This window comes from Bacillota bacterium, assembly GCA_036504675.1.
Lineage (GTDB): Bacteria > Bacillota > Sulfobacillia > JAJYWN01 > JAJZPE01 > DASXUT01.
This window is the reverse complement of sequence record DASXUT010000144.1, coordinates 45973-61124: the sequence shown is the minus strand read 5'-3', so window position 1 is coordinate 61124 and position 15152 is coordinate 45973. Positions and strand designations below refer to the sequence as shown.

Annotated in this window: 17 protein-coding genes, 1 pseudogene and 1 riboswitch; all 18 genes and pseudogenes read left to right on the top strand. The window is 66.7% G+C overall.

The window, feature by feature from the left end; all coding sequences use genetic code 11:
* Nucleotides 1-216: 216 nt before the first annotated feature.
* A riboswitch (SAM riboswitch) is annotated at nucleotides 217-359 on the top strand.
* Nucleotides 360-450: 91 nt separating this feature from the next.
* The 18 genes and pseudogenes from VGL40_10210 (at nucleotide 451) to queA (ending at nucleotide 15146) form a co-directional block, all read left to right on the top strand.
* A complete protein-coding gene (locus VGL40_10210) occupies nucleotides 451-1689 on the top strand; it encodes a threonine synthase (GenBank protein ID HEY3315630.1) in 1239 nt (412 codons plus the stop codon).
* Nucleotides 1690-1691: 2 nt separating this feature from the next.
* The gene (locus VGL40_10205) at nucleotides 1692-1988 is read left to right on the top strand and encodes a MoaD family protein (protein HEY3315629.1); all 297 of its coding nucleotides are present in this window, start codon (nucleotides 1692-1694) and stop codon (nucleotides 1986-1988) included.
* Nucleotides 1989-2047: 59 nt separating this feature from the next.
* Nucleotides 2048-2872 (top strand): annotated as a pseudogene (gene moeB / locus VGL40_10200) (molybdopterin-synthase adenylyltransferase MoeB).
* Between the two features lie 22 nt (nucleotides 2873-2894).
* On the top strand, nucleotides 2895-3287 hold the full coding sequence (locus tag VGL40_10195; GenBank protein ID HEY3315628.1) for a M67 family metallopeptidase: 393 nt from the start codon (nucleotides 2895-2897) through the stop codon (nucleotides 3285-3287).
* Entirely contained in the window at nucleotides 3274-3594 is a 321-nt protein-coding gene (locus tag VGL40_10190) for a sulfurtransferase TusA family protein (protein HEY3315627.1), read from the top strand. Before VGL40_10195 ends, VGL40_10190 begins: the two co-directional genes overlap by 14 nt.
* Nucleotides 3595-3613: 19 nt before the next feature.
* Nucleotides 3614-4480 (top strand): ATP-dependent sacrificial sulfur transferase LarE, encoded by an 867-nt coding sequence (larE, locus tag VGL40_10185; protein HEY3315626.1) that lies wholly within the window; start codon nucleotides 3614-3616, stop codon nucleotides 4478-4480.
* Between the two features lie 5 nt (nucleotides 4481-4485).
* Nucleotides 4486-5229: an NAD(+) synthase gene (nadE, locus tag VGL40_10180; protein ID HEY3315625.1), complete on the top strand. Its 744-nt coding sequence runs from the start codon at nucleotides 4486-4488 to the stop codon at nucleotides 5227-5229.
* A gap of 145 nt (nucleotides 5230-5374) precedes the next feature.
* On the top strand, nucleotides 5375-6106 hold the full coding sequence (locus VGL40_10175; protein HEY3315624.1) for a YebC/PmpR family DNA-binding transcriptional regulator: 732 nt from the start codon (nucleotides 5375-5377) through the stop codon (nucleotides 6104-6106).
* Between the two features lie 209 nt (nucleotides 6107-6315).
* Nucleotides 6316-6891 carry a BofC C-terminal domain-containing protein gene (locus VGL40_10170; protein HEY3315623.1) on the top strand — a complete coding sequence of 192 codons (576 nt, stop codon included), beginning with the start codon at nucleotides 6316-6318 and terminating at the stop codon, nucleotides 6889-6891.
* 230 nt (nucleotides 6892-7121) lie between these two features.
* On the top strand, nucleotides 7122-7649 hold the full coding sequence (ruvC, locus tag VGL40_10165; GenBank protein HEY3315622.1) for a crossover junction endodeoxyribonuclease RuvC: 528 nt from the start codon (nucleotides 7122-7124) through the stop codon (nucleotides 7647-7649).
* Complete coding sequence (gene ruvA / locus VGL40_10160; GenBank protein HEY3315621.1) at nucleotides 7646-8257, top strand: Holliday junction branch migration protein RuvA; 612 nt, start codon at nucleotides 7646-7648, stop codon at nucleotides 8255-8257. Before ruvC ends, ruvA begins: the two co-directional genes overlap by 4 nt.
* Before the next feature lie 26 nt (nucleotides 8258-8283).
* Entirely contained in the window at nucleotides 8284-9405 is a 1122-nt protein-coding gene (gene ruvB / locus VGL40_10155) for a Holliday junction branch migration DNA helicase RuvB (GenBank protein HEY3315620.1), read from the top strand.
* 12 nt (nucleotides 9406-9417) lie between these two features.
* A complete protein-coding gene (locus VGL40_10150) occupies nucleotides 9418-9954 on the top strand; it encodes an epoxyqueuosine reductase QueH (GenBank protein ID HEY3315619.1) in 537 nt (178 codons plus the stop codon).
* Between the two features lie 5 nt (nucleotides 9955-9959).
* A complete protein-coding gene (locus tag VGL40_10145) occupies nucleotides 9960-10196 on the top strand; it encodes a DUF2905 domain-containing protein (protein HEY3315618.1) in 237 nt (78 codons plus the stop codon).
* 96 nt (nucleotides 10197-10292) lie between these two features.
* Nucleotides 10293-11039 carry an RNA polymerase sigma factor SigI gene (gene sigI / locus VGL40_10140; protein HEY3315617.1) on the top strand — a complete coding sequence of 249 codons (747 nt, stop codon included), beginning with the start codon at nucleotides 10293-10295 and terminating at the stop codon, nucleotides 11037-11039.
* A gap of 59 nt (nucleotides 11040-11098) precedes the next feature.
* Nucleotides 11099-12493: an anti-sigma factor domain-containing protein gene (locus VGL40_10135; protein HEY3315616.1), complete on the top strand. Its 1395-nt coding sequence runs from the start codon at nucleotides 11099-11101 to the stop codon at nucleotides 12491-12493.
* A 187-nt stretch (nucleotides 12494-12680) separates the two neighbouring features.
* Nucleotides 12681-14114, top strand: a complete 1434-nt coding sequence (locus VGL40_10130) for a SpoIID/LytB domain-containing protein (GenBank protein ID HEY3315615.1) — start codon at nucleotides 12681-12683, stop codon at nucleotides 14112-14114.
* Between the two features lie 6 nt (nucleotides 14115-14120).
* Nucleotides 14121-15146 (top strand): tRNA preQ1(34) S-adenosylmethionine ribosyltransferase-isomerase QueA, encoded by a 1026-nt coding sequence (gene queA, locus VGL40_10125; GenBank protein ID HEY3315614.1) that lies wholly within the window; start codon nucleotides 14121-14123, stop codon nucleotides 15144-15146.
* The last annotated feature ends 6 nt before the right edge of the window (nucleotides 15147-15152 follow it).

Here is a 15152-nt window from a genome sequence, read left to right as displayed (position 1 = left end):
CCGTCTTGAGGCCCTCAACCGCCTGCCTTATCTCGTAAAGCCGGATCACTTCCTTGTCGCTCAAAGAAAAAATGTCCCCTCTCATGGTGACATTCTCTCAGTCCCACTTAAGGGTGACAATATCACAGTCCAACAACACCGAACCAAACTTGACTCTTGACGATACCCCCTGGGGGTGCTAATATAGGTTCCAACAACCAAATAGCAGCAATTGCTCCCTTATCCAGAGAGGCGAAGGGAACGGCCCGATGAAGCCTCGGCAACCGTCCGCAGCCCCCGGCTTCCATCAGGCCGGGCGGCGGGGAAAAGGTGCCAACTCCGACAGGAACGCCTAGTGGCGGCGTCCTGAAAGATGAGAGGAGGCGATCCGACCGCGCCCTTCGTGGCTTTGGTCATTTCGACCTCTTCCGTCCGGAAGAGGTCTTTGATTTTTCTAAGGGGGGGTTCGGCGTGTCTTACGTCAAAGGGCTGAGGTGCCGCGAATGCGGCCAGACCTACCCGGTCGGCCCGATCAGCATTTGCTCCGAGTGTTTTGGACCGCTCGAGGTCGACTACGATTATGACGCCCTGAGGGCGGCCGTCAGTCGCTTCTCCATCGAGAGCGGGCCGCCGTCGATGTGGCGGTACCGGTCACTCCTGCCCGTTGACGGCCAGCGGGTGATCGACCTGGGGACCGGCTTCACCCCGCTGCTGAGGGCCGAGAACCTCGGGCGGGAACTCGGTCTGAGGAACCTCTACCTGAAGAATGACTCGGTCAACCCGACCTACTCCTTCAAGGACCGGGTCGTCAGCGTGGCCGTCTCCAAGGCCATCGAGTTCGGTTTCGACACCGTCGCCTGCGCCTCCACGGGCAACCTGGCCAATTCGGTCGCCGCCCACGCCGCGCGGGCCGGTTTGAAGTGCTATGTCTTCATCCCGGCTGGGCTCGAGGTGGGGAAGGTCCTGGGGACCTTGATCTACCAGCCCAACCTGGTCACGGTCAGGGGCAACTACGATGAAGTCAACCGGTTGGCCAGCGAAGTCGCCGACCGCTACGGGTGGGCCTTCGTCAACATCAACCTCCGGGCCTTCTACTCCGAAGGCTCGAAGACCCTGGCCTACGAGACCGCCGAGCAACTCGGCTGGAAGATCCCGGATCAGGTCGTCTCGCCGATCGCCGGCGGTTCGGTCCTGACCAAGATCAACAAGGGCTTCCGTGAACTCCTCAAGCTGGGGCTGGTCGAGGGGAAGGAACCGAGGGTCTATGGCGCCCAGGCGACCGGGTGCGCCCCGGTGGCCCGGGCCTTCAAGGCCGGGGCCGAGGTGGTCAGTCCGGTCAAGCCGGCGACCATCGCCAAGTCCCTGGCCATCGGCAGTCCGGCCGACGGCGAGTACGCCCTGCGCACGGTGAGAAGGACCGGCGGGTACATCGACGACGTGAGCGACGACCAGATTGTCGACGGCATGCGGCTCCTGGCTCGGACCGAGGGGGTCTTCACCGAGACGGCCGGCGGAGTGACCGTGGCCGTCCTGCGGAAACTGGCCGAGCAAGGGCGGCTGGACGTGGAGGGAGTGACCGTGGCCTACATCACCGGCAACGGTCTGAAGACGGTGGAGGCCATCGACGGCTGCCTGGCCGGCGCTCCCGGGGCCATTGAGCCGCGCTTCGAGGAGTTCGAGAAGACCCTGCGCCAAAAGGAGGGGGCTTGACCTTGAGCTGCAAAGTACGAATCCCGACCCCGCTGCGCCGGATGGCCGGGAACTCGGCCGAGCTTTCGGTGGAGGCCGGGACCGTCGGCGGACTCATCCGCCAGCTCGACCAGGACTACCCCGGCTTTGCCGGGAAGCTCCTCGACGAGGGCGGGAACATCCGTCGGTTCATCAACATCTACGTCAACCAGGAGGATGTCCGTTTCGCCGACGGTCTCACCACCCTGCTGAAGGACGGCGATGAGGTCTCGATCATCCCGGCCATCGCCGGCGGGGCTCCCCGGCCGCGGTTCGGTTGACAGCCCGTTCGCGGACGGTTAGGATTGAGGCGGAAAAGCCCAAGGAGGGAGGGCCACCAATGGGAGAGCAAGGAACACGTTCTCCAGGTCGGGGCGGTCTCAGCTCCGATCAGATCAAGCGCTATTCGCGGCACATGCTGCTGCCTGAGATCGGTCCGGCCGGCCAGCGGAAGATCGCCGCCGGTCGGGTCCTGATCGTCGGCACCGGCGGGCTCGGCTCACCGGCCGCCTGCTACCTGGCCGCGGCCGGGGTCGGCCGCCTCGGGATCATCGACGGCGACACGGTCGACCTCTCCAACCTTGGGCGGCAGATCATCCACCACACGCCTGACGTCGGGCGATTGAAGGTCGAGTCGGCCAAAGAGAAGCTCGACCGGCTGAACCCGGACATCGAGGTGGTCGCCCACGACGGCCGTCTGACGAGCGCCAACGCCCTCGAGCTGTTCGCCGGGTACGATGTCATCGTCGACGCTACCGACAATTTCACCACCCGATACCTGATCAACGACGCCTGCGTGTTGACCAAGCGGCCCTTCGTCCACGGCAGTGTCCTCCGTTTCGAGGGGCAGGCCAGCACCTTCATCCCGGGGGCGGGCCCCTGCTACCGTTGCCTTTATCCGTCCCCACCGGCTCCCGGCACGGTCCCCAGCTGCCAGGAAGCCGGCGTCCTCGGACCCGTGCCCGGGATCATCGGCACCATCCAGGCGCTGGAGACGCTCAAGCTCCTGACGGGAGCCGGACAGACCCTGGCCGGCCGCCTGCTCCTCTTCGACGGCCTGTCAATGCGGTTCGACGAAGTCCGGCTGCGGAGCGACCTCGGTTGCGCGGTCTGCGGAGACCACCCGACCATCAAGGGATTGATCGATTATGAAGCATTCTGCGGCGCTCCGCCTGTCGGCGGGACAAATGCGTGAGATCATCGTCCACTGCCTGGACGAGCGGCCGAACGAGGCCTGCGGGCTCCTGGTCGGTCTCGGCGGCCGGGTCACCCGGGTCTGCAAGGTGAGGAACGTCGAGGGAAGCCCCTTCGACTACCGAGTCGACCCGGAGGACCAGTTCCGAGTGATGCAGGAGATGGAGCGGGACGGCCTGGAGCTGACCGCCATCTACCACTCCCACCCGACCAGCGACGCCAGACCCTCGCCGAAGGATGTCCGGCTGGCTTACTACCCGGAGGCCTTTCAGGTGATCGTCTCCCTCCGAGGGGAGCCGGCGGTCAGGGCCTTCCACATCGTCGACGGCCGGGTGGAGGAGGCGTCGCTGATCGTTGAAGGGAGTCCGGAGAATGGACCAAGATAATCGTGAGGTTCCCCAACTCGACCTGCGCGGCGAGTTCTGCCCTTATACTTTTATCCACACCATGCTGGCCTTGGAGGATATCCCCAGCGGGGGGTATCTTTCGGTGCTCCTTGACGACGGGCAGCCGGTTCGCGATGTCCCCAGGAGCCTGAAGGGGGCCGGCCACCTGGTGGTTAGGATCACCCCCGAAGGGCCGTGCTTCCGTCTGCTGGTCTTGAAAGACGGGGCCCAGTCGGGAGAGGCCCCGGCCGAGCCCCCGCCCCACGCCGGCCACGGCGGCTGTTGCGGCGGGAATACTTGTGGTTGAGAGGGTAGGTGCGTTTCGCTTGGGCCAGCCCACCGTCGTGAACGCCGGCCAGTCGATCGGGCCGGAGCTGGCCGAGAAGGAGGCCCATCTCCGCGAGGTCCTGGCCGGGCTGGGCGGGGCGGTGGTGGCCTTCTCCGGCGGTGTCGATAGCACCCTCCTGCTCTGGGAGGCCAAAGAAGCCCTCGGAGAACGGGTCCTGGCGGTCACCGCCTCATCGGAGACCTATTTCCCTGAGGAGATCGTCGCCGCCCGGGACCTGGCCACCGCCTTCGGGGTGCGGTTCGAGCTCATCGAGACGGCGGAACTCGAGAACGAGGAGTTCGCCGTCAACCCGTCAAACCGCTGCTACTACTGCAAGCAAGAGCTCTTTGGGAAGTTGGCCGAGATCGCTCGGACGAAGGGGCTCGGGTCGGTCCTCGACGGTACCAACGCCGACGATCTGTCCGATCACCGGCCGGGCCGCCAGGCGGCGGCGGAGTTGGGGGTCAGAAGTCCGCTCTTGGAGGCCGGGCTTGGCAAGGCCGACATCCGGGCCTTGTCGCGCGCCCACGCCCTGCCCACCTGGGACAAGCCGGCCCTGGCCTGCCTCGCTTCGCGTTTCCCGTACGGGCGGCGGATCACCCGACCGGAACTCAAGCGGGTGGCCGGAGCGGAACAGTTCCTCCATCAGCTGGGTCTGGGGCAACTCCGGGTGAGGAATCACGGAGACGTGGCCCGAATCGAAGTCGCGCCCGGTGATATGGCCCGGCTCGTCGAGGCTCGTGAGCGGGTCGCCGCCCGCTTGAAGGAGCTCGGGTTCACCTACGTGACGATGGACCTCGGGGGATACCGCACGGGGAGCATGAACGAGACTCTGAAGGGGACACGAAAGGGCGGATCGTCGTGACACCGATGACTGACGTCGCCGGACGGGTCGACCGCCTGGTCCGATGGATCAGGGACCAGGTCACGGCGGCCGGCGGCAAGGGCTGCGCCTTCGGCCTGTCCGGGGGGATCGACTCGGCGGTCGTGGCCGGCCTTTGTCGGCGCGCCTTTCCCGACGGCTGCCTCGGCCTCATCATGCCTTGCCACAGCCAACCCGTCGACCAGGAGGATGCCCTTCTGGTCGCTTCAGCGCTCGGGGTCCCGATCAAGACCGTCGACCTGAGCCCCATCTATGACCGCTTCATCGAGGTCCTCGGGATGGCCGAAGGACCGCCACCGCCCGGGGGTTCGTCCGAGGCCCTCGCCCTGGCCAACATCAAGCCCAGGCTGCGAATGATGACCGTCTATTACCACGCCAATCTCCGGGGCTACCTGGTGATCGGCACGGGGAACCGCAGTGAGCTGGCGATGGGCTACTTCACCAAGTACGGCGACGGAGGAGTGGACCTGCTTCCCCTGGGCAACCTGGTCAAGGCCGAGGTCCGCGAGGTCGCCAGGGAACTCGGCGTGCCGGTCAGGGTCGTCGATAAGCCGCCGACCGCCGGCCTTTGGCCGGGGCAGACCGACGAGGGGGAGATGGGCCTGACCTATGCCCAGCTCGATGAGTTCCTCCTGACCGGGAATGGACCCGCCGACGTGGTCGCCAAGATCCGGTCCCGGATGACCGGGAGTGAGCACAAGCGCCGGCTGCCCCCGATTGCCATGGTCTAGAGGTGGAACGAACCCAGGGGCGCTTCATGGCGCCGATGGGTAGGCGCCCGTCCGGGCGCCCTTTTCCACTTTTGCCAGGGGAGCCAGAGATGTGCTAGAATTAGACTCGGGTCTTACGTCAATCAGCTCGTAGGGGGAGAGACGCTTGTCAGGCCATTCCAAGTGGGCCACCACCAAGAGACAGAAGGCCAGGGTCGACGCGGCCCGGGGGAAGGTCTTCAGCAAGATCGCCCGGGAGCTGATCATCGCGGCGCGCGAGGGAGGGCCCAACCCCGACGGCAACTTCCGACTGAAGATGGTCATCGATAAGGCCAAGGCGGCCAACATGCCGGGGGAGAACATCCAGCGGGCCATCCAGCGCGGCAGCGGCGCCGGCGAGGCCGACCACTTCGAAGAGGTCGTCTACGAGGGCTACGGACCGGCCGGCGTGGCGGTCATGCTGGAAGTGATGACCGATAACCGGAATCGCACGGCGGCTGAGATTCGCCACATCTTCGACCGGAACGGGGGCAGCCTCGGGGCAACCGGCTGCGTCGCCTGGATGTTCAAGCGGCGGGGGCAGATTCTGGTCAACCTGGAGGACGTCAAGCTCTCCGAGGACGACCTGATGATGCTCAGCTTGGACGCTGGAGGCGAGGACTTCCAGAAGGAAGAGGACCAGTACGTCATCTACACCGTCCCGGAGCAACTCGAGAAGGTCCGGTCGAACCTGGTCAAGCGGGGAATCAAGACGGCCGAGGCCGAGTTGACCTACGTTCCCACGACCAATACCGAGCTCAGTGGGGACAAGGCCGACCAGGCCATGCGGCTCCTTGACCTCCTCGAAGAGCACGACGACGTTCAGCAGGTCCACGCCAACCTGGAGGTCAAGGGCTAGGGCCAGGATCAGGCCGGGCGGCGGCCGACGGATCATCGGAACAGAAGGTCATGGCAGGGTCGGTCAGCCTTGGGCTGAACCGGCCCTTATTGTCTCGACCCGAGACCCGTACGGCCGCCGAACGCCGGGCAAGCGGGCGCATAGACCGCCCCCCCGCTGGCAATCATAGCCAGGAGAGGGTCAGTGACCCTCGAAGGGGGAGAGCTCGCTTGAGAAAATGGCCGTGGAAACTCCTGGCGGCCGTCTTCGCGGCGTCCCTGGTCGTCGGGATGGTCTTGGCCCTGGTCACCGGCCTACCCAGCCCTGGTCGCCTGCTGCCCAGGCTGCTGGGGCGAGTCCCGGGCGGTCAGAACACGCCGGTCGGCCCGTCGGAGCGGGTCCTGGTCGGCGGGGACTGGGTGGTCATCTTCAGCACCACCTACCGGCAGTGTGGGGACACCGTCATCGATACCGGTCCGCCGCCCCAGGAGATGATCGGACTGAACCTGGAGGGGATCCGCAACCTCTACCCCGAATGGACCGTGGCCACCTTCGAGAAGGGGAAGGCCCAGCTGACGAGGTCGATCGACGGGTTGTGCCCGGATATGGAGCGCTTCCGCTATGTCAAGCTGGAAGGTGATCGGGTCAACATCTACTACGGGCGGCCGCCCAAGTTGATGTTCAAGGAGTTCATCGTCCTCGAGGTCGAGGGCCTCCGCCAGGCCGACCGCGACCGACTGTCCCAGGGGGTCACCGTCGAGGGCGACGACGGCGTGGCCGAGCTGCTGGAGGGGTTGGGGGACTGAACCCGGTCCCCGCCGTCCGGGCCTCACCGGCCGGGCGCCAGGCCGACGGCGCTGCGGCCTTACCGACCTTACGGCCTGTCGGACAGCCGCCGCAAATCCTTGCGGCGGTTATGTTTTGCCAGTCAAGCCTCGATCGACCAGAAAAGGGAAAGCTCGCCCGGACGTGGAATAACCAAGAACGCCTGGCAAACCTGAGGAAAAATGGTCCGGGCGGGAAGGGCGGGCGCTCCTTGATCGTCCTGGGTATCGACCCCGGCACGTCCCTGATGGGCTTCGGAGTCGTCGAAGAAGAGAATCAGAAGGTCAAGGCCCTCGAGTACGGTTGCCTGCGGACCTCCGCCGGCCGCCCGCGCGGGGAACGCCTGTCGTCTCTGTACGACGAGATCAACGGGCTGATCGACCGGCACCGGCCCGATCGTCTGGCCATCGAGGAGCTGTTCTTCAACCGTAACGTGACCACGGCTCTGTCGGTCGGCGAGGCCCGCGGAATCGTCCTGCTGGCCGCCCACCGGGCGGGCCTGCCGGTCGAGGAGTACAACCCGATGCTGGTCAAGCAGGCCGTGGTCGGCTACGGCCGGGCCGATAAGCAGCAGGTCCAAAACATGGTCCGGGTCATCCTGGGCCTGTCCGAGATCCCGCGCCCGGATGACGCCGCCGATGCCCTGGCCATCGCCATCTGCGCCCTTCATAGCGGCCTGGCGGCGGCCGTCCGGGGCGGCCCGGTGAGCGGAGCCGGTCAGAGGAGGGAAGGCCGTTGATCGCCCTCTTGCGGGGCGTCCTCGCCCACGTCGAACAGGATTGGGTCATCGTCGAGACCGGCGGGGTCGGGTTCCGAGTCCAGGTCCCCGTCTCTACTCGTTCGCGCCTACCCGGCGCCGGGGCCGAAGTCCTCCTCCATACCCACCTCCACGTCCGCGAGGATGCCCTGGTCCTCTACGGCTTCGCCACCCGCGAGGAGTTGGAGACCTTCGACCTCCTCCTCACCGTCACCGGGGTCGGCCCCAAGGTGGCCGTCGGGGTGTTGTCGGGGATCACCCCCGGCGATTTCCTTCGGGCCGTGGCCTTCCAGGATGAGGAGGTCCTCAAGGGCCTCCCCGGGGTGGGCAAGAAGACCGCCCAGCGGATCATCCTCGACCTCAAGGACAAGGTCGGCTCGTTCATCGAGAAGACCCGTCCGCCCGAGGTCATCGAGCCGAGAGCCGCCGACTCCCGGGCCGAGGCCATGGAGGCCCTGGTCGCCCTGGGATACGGCCGGCTCGAGGCGGGCCAAGCGGTGGAGCGGGCGGCCCGGCAGTCCGCCGGGAGTCGCCCCGAGGAGCTCGTGCGCCTGGCTCTGCGCCTGGTCGCCCGGGCTAAGGAGGCCTGATCGTGGCAGAAGAAGAGCAGCGCATCATGACTCCCCGGCCGCGGCCGGAAGACGGCGGGCTGGCCCTCACCCTCAGGCCCCGGACGATGGCCGAGTTTCCCGGCCAGGAAACGGTCAAGGAGCGCCTCGGCATCTTCATCCAGGCGGCCAAGGATCGCGGGGAGCCCCTCGACCACGTCCTCCTCTACGGACCGCCGGGACTCGGCAAGACCACCCTGGCCCACGTCATCGCCAACGAGCTGGGGGTCAACCTCCGGATCACCTCCGGGCCGGCCATCGAACGGCCGGGGGATCTGGCCGCCATCCTGACCAACCTGGCCGACCGGGACGTTCTTTTCATCGACGAGGTTCACCGCCTGAACCGGACCGTGGAGGAGATCCTCTACCCGGCGATGGAGGACTTCGCCCTCGACATCGTCATCGGCAAGGGCCCCAGCGCCCGGACGCTGAGGTTGGACCTGCCCCGCTTCACCCTGGTCGGGGCGACCACCCGGGCCGGCATGTTGACCTCCCCGATGCGAGACCGGTTTGGGGTCCTGAGTCGGCTGGAATTCTACTCCGTCGAGGAACTTGAGAACATCGTCCGCCGATCGGCTTCCATCCTCGGGGTCGAGATCGACGGGGAGGGAGCGGCGGAAATCGCCCGGCGATCACGGGGCACACCCCGGGTCGCCAACCGGGTCCTTAAGCGCGTCCGCGACTATGCTCAGGTCCGCGGGGACGGGGTCATCGACAGGCAGATCGCCGGGGAGGGGCTGGACCTTCTGGGCATCGACTCCCTCGGCCTCGACCGGACCGACAAGAACCTCATTGCGGCGATTGTCGAGAAGTTCGACGGCGGCCCGGTGGGAGTGGAGTCGCTGGCCGCCGGGCTAAGCGAAGAGGTCGAAACCATCGAAGACTTCTATGAGCCCTTCTTGATCCAGATCGGTTTCCTGCAACGGACCCCGCGCGGACGCGTTGTCACCCGTTCGGGCTACCAGTACCTCGGACTTCGTCCCCCCGAGAGGACCCAAGCCGTCCAAGACGGTACGCCCGGACGAACCGGGCCCGGCGGACCGGTCGCCTCCGGGGGGCCCGGCCGGCCGGAGGGAGAAGGGCCGGAAGACTCAGGCGGGTCTGGAGCCGGTCAGGGCAGGTTGCTCTAAGGAGGGACCCGATTGCCCGTCTTGCTGCACGTTTGCTGCGGGCCATGCGCGACATACCCGCACCAGGCCCTCAAGGACGAGGGGCATGAGGTTGCCGGCTACTTCTTCAACCCCAACATCCACCCCTATTCAGAGTACCAGCGCCGCCTGGCGACCCTTTGGCAGTATGCCGGCCAGAGCGGCCTTCGTTTGCTTCCCCCCGGCGACTATGACCTGGCCGGATACCTGAAGGCGGCGGTCGAGAATCCAGCCAAACCGGCCCGCTGCCGGGCCTGCTATCGCTATCGCCTGGACCGGGCGGCGGCCGAGGCCGCCGCCGGCGGGTTCAATGCCTTTACCACCACCCTCCTGGTCAGCCCGCATCAGGACCACGCGGTCATCCGGGAGGAAGGAGAGCGGGCCGGTGAGCGATACGGGGTTCGCTTCCTTTATCAGGACTTCCGACCGGGCTGGCGGGAAGGCCGGCGGCTGGCGGTCGAGCACGGGCTGTACCGTCAGAACTACTGTGGCTGCGTCTTCAGCGAGAAGGAACGCTGTCTGGGGGGATAGGCGAGATGCCGGGTCAAACCCCGTTTGAAGGCTTCGGGCGGGTCATGATCATCATCGGGGTCGTCACCACCCTGGCCGGCGCCGGTTTCCTCCTCGGCGGCCGGCACCTGGGCCTGGGGCGCCTGCCGGGCGACATCCTGATCCGCCGGGGCAATTTCACCTTCTACTTCCCGGTGGTCACCATGCTCCTCTTGTCGACCGTCCTGACTATCCTGCTCAACCTGGTCTTTCGGCGGCGGTGATGGGCAAGAGCCGCTGGGGCGCGCCGGGGAACCGCGCCCGGCCCCCAGAAAGGCGCCGAAAGCCTCGAAATCCTGTACCGTGAATGGGGTGGAAGAGTGGGTTTTCTTTTCGGACAGAAAGAAAAACCCATCAAACCTCAGGCAAAACCGGAATTCCTGGTCGATGAGGCCAAGCATGGAAACGCACAGGCCCGCGAGGACCTGATCCGCGGGTTCACCCCGTTCGCCCTGCGAGTTGCGGCCCGGGTTTGTGGTCGCTACATCCGCCTTGGCGCGGACGACGAGGCAAGCATCGCCCTGGGGGCCTTCAACGAGGCCATCGATGCTTTCGATGGGACGCGTGGGATATCGTTCCTGGCCTTCTCCGAGACAGTCATCAAACGGCGGTTGGTTGATCACTACCGCAAGGAGTCGGGCCGGCGCGAGATTCCCCTGACCAGCCTGGAGGAAGAGGACGAGGAAGGCAATGTCCTCAACCCCATCGAGCGGGATCAGGCCATTCGGGCTCATTCGGAGAACCAGGAGGCCGAGGAACGCCGGGAGGAAGTCTTGCGCTACGGAGAGATCCTCGAGGAGTACGGGATTTCCCTTGTTGAGCTGGCCGAGGTGTGCCCTCGCCACGAGGACGCCCGCCAGAACGCGAAGGAGGCGGCGCGGGTCGTCGCCGGAAACCCCGAATACCTTGCTTACCTGCGCCTAAGGCGTGAGTTGCCCTTGAAGAACCTGGCCGAGGAGGTCCGGGTCAGCCGCAAGACCCTGGAGCGACAGCGCAAGTACATCATCGCCCTGGCCCTGATCCTGTCGGAAGACCTGCCATACATGAAGGAGTACGTTCGCTGGTGAATACGCCGCACGAGGAGACGTCCGGTCCCGAGAGGTCGGGCGGGAGAGGGGCGAGTCGAGTGACCGCCGATCGAGGGGTCGTCCTGGAGGTAGCCGGGAGGAAGGCCGTTCTGCTGACGCCGGGGGGCCGGTTCGTCAGGGTTCGGGTTCCGGAGGCGGGATGGTCCGTAGGGCAAGAGGTGACCTTCGGCGAGGCCGAGGTGACGGTGTCCGGCGCTGTCCGTGAGCAGGAGAGGCCCAGGATGGGCCTTGGGGCGGTCCCCGCGCGTCGGCCGGCCTTCGCCTGGACCCGCCTCCGCCTGGTCGCCGCGGCCGCCGTGCTGGCTCTGGTCCTGATGGCTCCCGGCGCCTTCATCTATGCTAATCGGCCCTTGCCGGCCCTGGCCTACGTCAGCGTCGACATCAATCCCGGGATGGACCTTGGCGTAGACGCGCGCGGCGGGGTGGTATCGGCCGCGCCGACCAACGACGACGGAGCCGCCGTCCTGGCCCAGACCAGCGTGGTCCGGATGAGACTCGACGAAGCCCTTAAGAAGCTGGCCGAGGCGGCCATCAAGGCCGGCTTCATGACCGATCAGAACAACCTGGTCATCGTGGCCGCGGTGCCGGTCAAGCCCGGAGCGGCGTTGCCCCAGTCCTTCAACAAGGCGCTCGAAGAGGCTGCGGCCGGCGCCGAGTCCTTCCTGAGCCAGAAGGAACTGGGCGTGGTGGTCCAGACGATCGTCACCGACGAAGCCACCCGCGAATTGGCCAAGGAACAAGGTCTGTCCGTCGGTAAGTACGCCATCTACCTCGTCGCATCCGACGCCGGGCTGCCCCTGAAGGTTTACGACCTGGAGAAGGGCGTCGGCCGGGCGATCCGGGAAGCGGGCGGCCAGGTCGGCGAGATCGTCGGGAGGGCTCACACCGAAAAAGACTTCAACAAACTGTCGGAGAAGTACAAGGGCAAATTGGAGAAGGAGAAGAAGGAGCGGGACAGCGAGCGGGCGGAGACGGGCGGCCAGGGTTCCGGCGGCCAGGGCTCCGGCGGCCAGAACGGGGCCGGCGTGATGAGCACGGAGGGCCAGGGCAAGGACTCCAAGCCCGGCGACGACGTCCAACAAGCTGGCGATAAGGGCGCCGGCACCAAGGACGACACGGGCAAAGATGGCAACGGTGGCAACGACCGGGAAAAACCGGGCGGACAGGGGTCGGACGACAAGGGCACCGGCACCGCCAGTCCGGGGGACTCGAGCCGAGCGGGGCCCGGAACCGGCTCCGGTCAGCTCGAACCAGGCCAGGGGGCGGCCCTGACCGCTTCGCCCGGCAGCATCGCTGAGAACTCGAGGCCAAATGAGCCCAAGGGCTCCTTTGGCTCTTCAATTTTGGAGAAGGGCTGGGACGGCGGGAGGCCGGCCCAATCCGATTCCGGGGACAAGGGCAAAGGGCACAAGCACGAGGTCAAAATGCACTAGCCCGTTGGCTGATGGGGCCGCGCCGGTGGGCGCGGCCTTTGCCATGCGCGCGTCCGGGGGAAGTGGAGTTGGGCGGCGTGGACCTAAGCGGCAGGGAATGGCGGTGCCCTGGTCGAAGAAGACGGTCGGGCCGTCGAAACCTGGCCCTTCGTCGGGGGTCACGTCGAAAAGCCGGAAGGAGAGCCCTTTGATCAGACCGCCTTCTCGCCTGAGGTTCGCCGGCCTCATCGCCTTGTCCCTGATCCTCATCCTGGTCAGCCTCGGCCCGAGCGCCTGGGCTCAGACCGGCAACGAGCCGACGACCCCGCCGCCCGGGCCGGGGACCACACCCGTCGGCCAACCGGTCGGGTCCAACCCCACCATCCGGGTCGGCCTGGTCGTTGACCGCCCCTCGGTCAAGCTCAGCTGCACCGGGCCTTTCCAGGTCGTCAACCTAGCCACGGGGCAGGTCGTTGCGGCCCTGCCTTTGGGGGAGGTCGAGTTCACGGTGACCGGCGGGGTGATTCGCGCCGGCGCTTTCGGCTCATTCGCCGGTCCCGTCCAGGTCGCCCCGGTGCCTCAGATCCCGCCTGGCTCTCCGGCCGGGACGGCCCCCCAGCCGGTGGCCTTCATGCGGCTCGACGACGGCCCGTCGTATCGCGGCGAGTTCCGGATCAGCCTCAGCGCCAAGGGGCTGACGGCCGTCGATCAACTGCCCCTGGAGGATTACCTTCGCGGGGTCGTCCCCCGGGAGATGCCGGCCAGTTGGGCCCCGGAAGCGCTGAAAGCCCAGGCCGTGGCGGCCCGCAGTTACGCCCTTTACCAGATGTCCTCGGGCGGTTCTTCGGACCAGGCCTTCGATCTCCTGGCCACGGTCGACTCCCAGGTCTTCGGGGGGATCGACGGGGAGGACCCGCGGACCGACGCCGCCGTCCAAGCCACTGCCGGCCAGGTCATCACCTACAACGGGTGGGTCGCCGACGCCCTCTTCCATGCCTCCTCCGGCGGGCATACCGAGAACGCGGAGATCGTCTTCAGCGCCGCCACCCCTTACCTCCGTGGGGTGCCCGATTTCGACCAGAGCTACCAGTACTATGATTGGACCGCCGAGATCCCCCTCGGTGACCTGGAGAAGAAGGTCAACGAAGGTGGCTATGCCAAAGGCCGACTGTACGCGGCGGCCCCCGCCGGCACCCGCGGCGTCTCTGGCCGTTATACCTCGGTCCGGCTGACCGGCAGCTTTGGCACGGCCGAGATGAAGGCCAACGACTTCCGCCGGATCCTCAACCTCCGGAGCACTCTCTACACCCTGGTCAACCAGTTAGAACACTGGGAGGATACCCCGTCACCACTGACCGAGGGGGGCGAGTTGGTCGTCGTCGGGGCCGGGGGGGTGACCGTCAAGGCGCCTACCGGCAGCCTGGCCGTCCTCGGGGCGGACGGGAAGCAGGCCAAGTTGGCGGCCGGCGTGGTCATCAACCGGCGACTGGTGCCGGCCGGCGTCCGGGTGGACGGGCGCGGATATGGCCACGGGCTCGGGATGTCGCAAGCCGGCGCCCAAGCCCTGGCGGCCCAGAAAGGGTATAATTACCAGCGGATTCTCCAATATTACTACCAGGGCGTGAAGGTGGAGGTCAGATAGGTCGGCGTGCGACTAGCGGAATTCGATTATGACTTGCCCCCCGAACTGATCGCTCAGGAACCGGTCGAGCCGCGGGATGCCTCGCGGCTCTTGGTCGTCCACCGGGAAAGCGGCCGTTTCGAACACGTCATTTTCCGAGACCTCCCCGGTTACCTGAAGTCCGGGGATTGCCTGGTGCTCAATCAGACGCGGGTCATCCCGGCCCGGCTGATCGGGCGCCGGGTACCCACCGGGGGGGCGGCCGAGCTGCTGCTCCTCCGGAGGCTCGACCGGGACCGCTGGGAGGCCCTGGTCCGGCCGGGGCGACGGCTGAAACCGGGAGCCCGGATCTCTTTCGCCGGGGGCAGGCTGGAAGCGGTCGTCGAAGGCCGGGTGGCCGAAGGGGCGCGTCTGGTCAGGTTCGAATACCAGGGGATCTTTGAGGAGATCCTGGACCACCTCGGCCGGGTGCCCCTGCCGCCGTACATCACCCGGGAGCTGGCCGACGACGAGCGCTACCAGACCGTTTACGCCACGGTCAGGGGGGCGTCGGCGGCCCCCACGGCCGGCCTCCACTTCACCCCCGAACTCCTCGAGGGTTGCCGCCGGATGGGCGTCGGAACGGCCTACTTGACCCTCCACATCGGCCTCGGCACCTTCCGACCGATCCGTGAGGAAGTCATCGAGGAGCACCAGATGCACGAAGAGTACTTCGAGCTTGGGGCGGAGGCGGCCGACCTGGTCAACGCGACCAGGCGGAACGGCGGGCGAGTGGTGGCCGTGGGGACGACCGCCGTTCGGACCCTGGAGACGGTGGCCGCCGAGGATGGCCTGGTCCGCCCGGCGGCCGGGATGACCGACAAGTACATCTATCCGGGTTATCGGTTCAGGGCGGTCGACGCCATGGTCACTAATTTCCATCTCCCGAAGTCGTCCCTGATCCTTCTGGTTTCGGCCTTCGCCGGGCGCGATTTGATCATGCGGGCCTACGCCGACGCCGTCACCCGGCGCTACCGCTTCTTCAGCTTCGGGGACGCCATGCTGATCCTATGAGGAGCG